The sequence below is a fragment of the Citrobacter sp. wls718 genome, assembly GCF_005280945.1.
In the GTDB taxonomy this organism is placed as follows: domain Bacteria; phylum Pseudomonadota; class Gammaproteobacteria; order Enterobacterales; family Enterobacteriaceae; genus Citrobacter; species Citrobacter gillenii.
The window spans coordinates 71309-75851 of record NZ_SZWV01000057.1 but is presented as its reverse complement, the minus strand read 5'-3'; the positions used below and the strand labels follow the sequence as shown (position 1 = coordinate 75851).

The window sequence follows — 4543 nt, the reverse complement described above, 5'->3', positions numbered from 1 at the left end:
GGAGATTCAGGGGGCCAGTCTAGTCGGAGACGGCGGTTAAGCCGCGAACCGCTGTTTCAACGGTGCGGCCAAAGTCCGGCGAATCCATGGTGTGGGCAATGTTCAGCGAGCCGAGATTGCAGGAGATATCGCGTCCAATCTGCGCGTAGTCGAGGTTTTCATCGTAGGTTGAGGCGCTGTTGACCTGCAAAATTTCCGCGCACAGGTTGCTCATGTTGATGCGACCGGCAATGGGGTTGGCGCGGTTCACCGTGTCTTCAAACAGGATGTAGGGGTAGCCGGACTCAAACTGGATTTCCGCCAACCGCTGGAAGAAGTCACGGGCGTTAATGTACCGCTTGCGCACGCGTGCGTCGGCGAGTAACTCGTCATAGCGTTCGCTGACGGCGATGTCGCTAAACGGTTTCCCGTAAATACGCTCCACGTCATAGGGGGAGAACAGCGCCATCTGCGCATTCTCTTTTTCCAGACGGAAGGTAACATCCGGGATCACCACGCCAAGTGACAGCGTTTTAATGCGAATTTTTTCATCGGCGTTTTCGCGCTTGGTATCGAGAAAGCGCAGAATATCCGGGTGGTGCGCGTGCAGATACACCGCACCCGCGCCCTGTCGCGCGCCCAGTTGGTTGGCATACGAAAACGCATCTTCCAGCATCTTCATCACCGGGATCACCCCGGAAGACTGGTTTTCAATACGCTTAATCGGTGCTCCGGCTTCGCGCAGGCTGGAGAGCAGAAACGCCACGCCGCCACCGCGTTTGGAAAGCTGCAGCGCCGAATTTACCGCCCGACCAATGGACTCCATATTGTCTTCAATACGTAACAGGAAGCAGGAGACCAGCTCGCCGCGCTGGGCTTTGCCGCAATTAAGGAAGGTTGGCGTGGCGGGCTGAAAACGCCCGGCGAGCATATCGTCGGTGAGTCGCAGGGCGAGCGTCTCATCACCCTGTGCCAGTGTCAGCGCCACCATCGTCACGCGATCGGCAAAATCCTCGAGGTAGCGTTTACCGTCAAAGGTTTTCAGCGTATAGCTGGTGTAATACTTCCATGCGCCGAGAAAGGTCTGGAAGCGAAACCCGCTGGCGTGAGCGTGGGCAAACAGCTTCACCACGAAAGCGCGATCATAACGGGTCAAAACGCTTTCGTCGTAATAACCTTCGCTTACCAGCGTATCCAGACGCGCGTCCTGGCTGGCAAACACCACCGAGTTGGGCTGCACGTGATTTGTCATAAACGCGTCCACCGCCTGATGGTCTTTCTCAAACTGAATACGCCCGGCGTTATCGTACAGATTCAGCATGGCGTTAAGTGCGTGATAATCCAGCGTGGGCTGAACTACGCGTTCTGCGGTTGTTGTTGCCAAAATTCGCTCACTCCTTTTCGCACGTTGTCGATGTCGCCTGGCGTCCCCATCAGCTCAAAGCGATAGAGCCACGGCACGGCGCATTTTTGTGAAATTACGTCACCCGCGCGGCCGTAGGCGTCGCCGAAATTGCGATTGCCGGCGGCGATGACGCCGCGAATTAACGCCCGATTGTGGGGATCGTTTAAAAAGCGGATCACCTGTCGCGGGACCGCGCCTGCCGTACCACCGCCGCCGTAAGACGGCACGACTAAAATGTAAGGTTCGTCTACCTGGATCCGCTCGCGTTCGTTAAGCGGAATTCGCACGGCGGGCAGCCCCAGACGCTGCATAAAGCGATGGGTATTTTCAGAGCTGCTGGAGAAGTAGACGAGGGTGCTCATGTGTTGGCCACGTGGGGCTGCGGACGCAGACGATTGATCATGTCCGGGCGAAATCCTGACCAGCGGGTTTCCCCTGCTACCACCACCGGTAATTGGCGAAACCCCTGCTCGCGCAGGGTTTCTGCCAGCTCGGGGGCCAGATCGACATTGATCATCTCGACGTCAAGCCCACGGCCTTCCATCGCCCGTTTCGTGGCGTGGCACTGAATACAGTTATTGCGAGTGTAAATAATAATACGCATGATTCGTATTTCCATTTATGGGTGTAAAAGCGGCGCTATAATGGCGTCGGGTTGTGTGTGTCGTGATGTAATCAATACTAGATGTAGTTTATAAAAGATTCAACCATACAAGATATGGGATTTTAGAGTGGTAAGGGGCCGGGAGATGAGTGTGGCGGAGGGCGGGGTATGTAGCATTACGGGTTGCCGGATAAGACGTTTGCGCCGCCATCCGGCACCACAGAATTACATGCGCATGCCCACTGCCAGGCGGTTAAAGCAGTTCATCAGGCTAATGGCGAACGTCAGATCGCTTATTTCTTTGGCGCTAAAATGGTTCAGCAGCGGCATATAAACGTCGTCTTCGGCGTGCGTCGAGGCGATGTGGGTAACGGATTCGGCCCATGCCAGCGCTGCGCGTTCCTGATCACTGAAATGGTGGCTGACGCGCCATCCTGCCAGCGCATCCAGTTTGGCCTGTTCTACGCCAGACTTACGCAGGGCTTTACTGTGCATTTCCAGACAAAACGCGCAGCCGTTGATTTGCGAGACCCGCAGGTAAATCAACTCCGTCAGTGTAGGCTCCAACGCGCAGTTTTCCAGCGCTTTGCTGGCCTGAACCAGAGCATTATAGATTTCAGGGCTAAGTTCATAATAGGGCTGGCGTAACATCGTCATGGTATTTCTCCTCGTTTGGATGACCCGCAATGTATCACTATAATGGTCTGCTAAAGAGAGCCATATTGTTATCAAAAAAGCAGACCATAAATGCCACGCTACCAGCAAATCGCCCGTCAGTTAAAAACCGCTATTGAGAAAGGGGAACTTAAGCCTGGCACACGCTTGCCGTCCAGCCGCACCTGGTCCCAGGAACTGGGCGTTTCACGCTCGACGGTGGAAAACGCCTACGCAGATCTGGTGGCGCAAGGCTGGCTGGAACGACGCGGGCAGGCCGGAACGTTTGTCAGTCAGCAACTGCGACTGGACACTTCGCCCGTCGCACCAACGGTCTTTGCCGGAGAAAACCCTACACCGCAACTTTTTCAGATGGGATTACCGGCGCTCGATCTCTTTCCCCGCGAAGTCTGGGCGCGGGTGATGGGGCGGCGTTTACGCACGCAGACACGTTCCGATCTCGCCTTGGGTGATGTCAGCGGCGAACTGTTGCTACGCCAGGCGATCGTTGATTATCTGCGCGTATCCCGCAGTATTGAGTGCCTGCCAGAGCAGATTTTTATTACTTCGGGCTATGCGGCCTCCATGACCTTAATCCTGCGGGCGCTGGCAAATCCCGGCGCAGGAATGTGGGTAGAAGATCCCGGTTTTCCGTTGATCCGCCCCGTTATAACGCAGGAACAGGTTGAACTGCTGCCCGTCCCGGTCGATGGCGAGGGTCTGGATGTGAGCGCCGGGATCCGCAACTACCCGCAGGCGCGTTTTGCCCTCCTCACGCCAGCCCATCAAAGTCCGTTGGGCGTTGCTCTCTCGCTTGACCGTCGACACCAATTGCTGGAGTGGGCCGCCCATGCGCGGGCATGGATCATTGAAGATGACTACGACAGCGAGTTTCGCTACCACGGAAAACCGTTGCCGCCGCTAAAAAGCCTGGATGCGCCGCAGCGGGTGATTTATGCCGGTACCTTCAGCAAATCATTATTTCCGGCTTTACGTACAGCCTGGTTGGTGGTGCCGGTGACGGAGGTCGCGCGCTTTCGCCGCCAGGCGGCGCTGACGGCTTGTAACGTGCCGCTGTTATGGCAGCAAACGCTGGCGGATTTTATTCGTGATGGCCATTTCTGGCGGCACCTGAAAAAAATGCGCCAACACTATGCCCAGCGGCGTCAGTGGATGGAAAGTGCGCTGACGGAATACGGCTTTACCGTTGTACCTCAGCAAGGCGGAATTCAACTGGTGATATCGGTGAGCGGCGAAGATACGGCGTTGGTGCGCAAAGCGAATCTGGCTGGCCTGGCGGTTCAGGCGTTAAGCCAATGGCGAATAACTTCAACGGGAGAGGGCGGTATATTACTGTCATTTACCAATATCCCGTCGGTGGAAATGGCCCGGCAGGCCGCCCGTCAACTTCGGCTGGCAATAACCTGATCCAGCGCCATGCTTAAGATAGCCGCCTCACTCTCTTCATGCGTTTATGGACTTTTCTGAAAGCGTTGCTAATGCTGAATCAGGTAAGGTAAGCCCGCGGTAAAAGATAACGAGGAAAAATATATGTATTTAAGACCCGATGAGGTGGCGCGCGTACTTGAGAAAGTAGGCTTTACCGTGGATGTAGTGACGCAGAAAGCGTACGGTTATCGACGTGGCGAAAACTATGTGTATGTTAATCGTGAAGCGCGTATGGGACGCACAGCATTAGTGATCCACCCCACGTTAAAAGAACGAAGTTCTTCGTTAGCGGATCCGTCAACGGATATTAAAACCTGCGATCACTATCAGCAATTCCCGCTTTATTTAGCCGGAGAAACCCATGAACATTATGGTATTCCACACGGCTTCAGCTCGCGTATTGCGCTGGAACGTTATTTAAATGGGTTGTTTGGTGACGTGAGTACAAACTA

Annotated in this window: 5 protein-coding genes and 1 pseudogene; 2 read left to right on the top strand and 4 right to left on the bottom strand. The window is 55.1% G+C overall.

Features of this window, described 5'->3' with window-relative positions; all coding sequences use genetic code 11:
- Positions 1-22: 22 nt before the first annotated feature.
- From nrdE to FDW95_RS11700, 4 genes and pseudogenes are all read right to left on the bottom strand, one after another.
- Positions 23-1363: pseudogene (gene nrdE / locus FDW95_RS11715) on the bottom strand (class 1b ribonucleoside-diphosphate reductase subunit alpha); the annotation flags it as partial.
- Positions 1336-1746, bottom strand: a complete 411-nt coding sequence (gene nrdI, locus FDW95_RS11710; RefSeq protein WP_115257653.1) for a class Ib ribonucleoside-diphosphate reductase assembly flavoprotein NrdI — start codon at positions 1744-1746, stop codon at positions 1336-1338. The pseudogene nrdE and the gene nrdI, both read right to left, overlap by 28 nt.
- On the bottom strand, positions 1743-1988 hold the full coding sequence (nrdH, locus tag FDW95_RS11705; protein WP_115257654.1) for a glutaredoxin-like protein NrdH: 246 nt from the start codon (positions 1986-1988) through the stop codon (positions 1743-1745). Before nrdH ends, nrdI begins: the two co-directional genes overlap by 4 nt.
- A gap of 225 nt (positions 1989-2213) precedes the next feature.
- The gene (locus FDW95_RS11700) at positions 2214-2645 is read right to left on the bottom strand and encodes a carboxymuconolactone decarboxylase family protein (RefSeq protein ID WP_096756008.1); all 432 of its coding nucleotides are present in this window, start codon (positions 2643-2645) and stop codon (positions 2214-2216) included.
- Positions 2646-2735: 90 nt separating this feature from the next.
- Between FDW95_RS11700 and FDW95_RS11695 the strand changes: the two genes are divergently transcribed.
- Together FDW95_RS11695 and FDW95_RS11690 are read left to right on the top strand one after the other, a co-directional pair.
- Positions 2736-4070: a PLP-dependent aminotransferase family protein gene (locus FDW95_RS11695; protein ID WP_115257655.1), complete on the top strand. Its 1335-nt coding sequence runs from the start codon at positions 2736-2738 to the stop codon at positions 4068-4070.
- 123 nt (positions 4071-4193) lie between these two features.
- Positions 4194-4543: DUF2002 family protein (locus tag FDW95_RS11690; protein ID WP_096756010.1), on the top strand; the 350-nt coding region annotated here is incomplete at its 3' end.

Bases quoted from the DNA above. Each gene is read 5' to 3' on its own strand.
- nrdI (WP_115257653.1), bottom strand. From the start codon at position 1,746: ATGAGCACCCTCGTCTACTTCTCCAGCAGCTCTGAAAATACCCATCGC.
- nrdH (WP_115257654.1), bottom strand. From the start codon at position 1,988: ATGCGTATTATTATTTACACTCGCAATAACTGTATTCAGTGCCACGCC.
- FDW95_RS11700 (WP_096756008.1), bottom strand. From the start codon at position 2,645: ATGACGATGTTACGCCAGCCCTATTATGAACTTAGCCCTGAAATCTAT.
- FDW95_RS11695 (WP_115257655.1), top strand. From the start codon at position 2,736: ATGCCACGCTACCAGCAAATCGCCCGTCAGTTAAAAACCGCTATTGAG.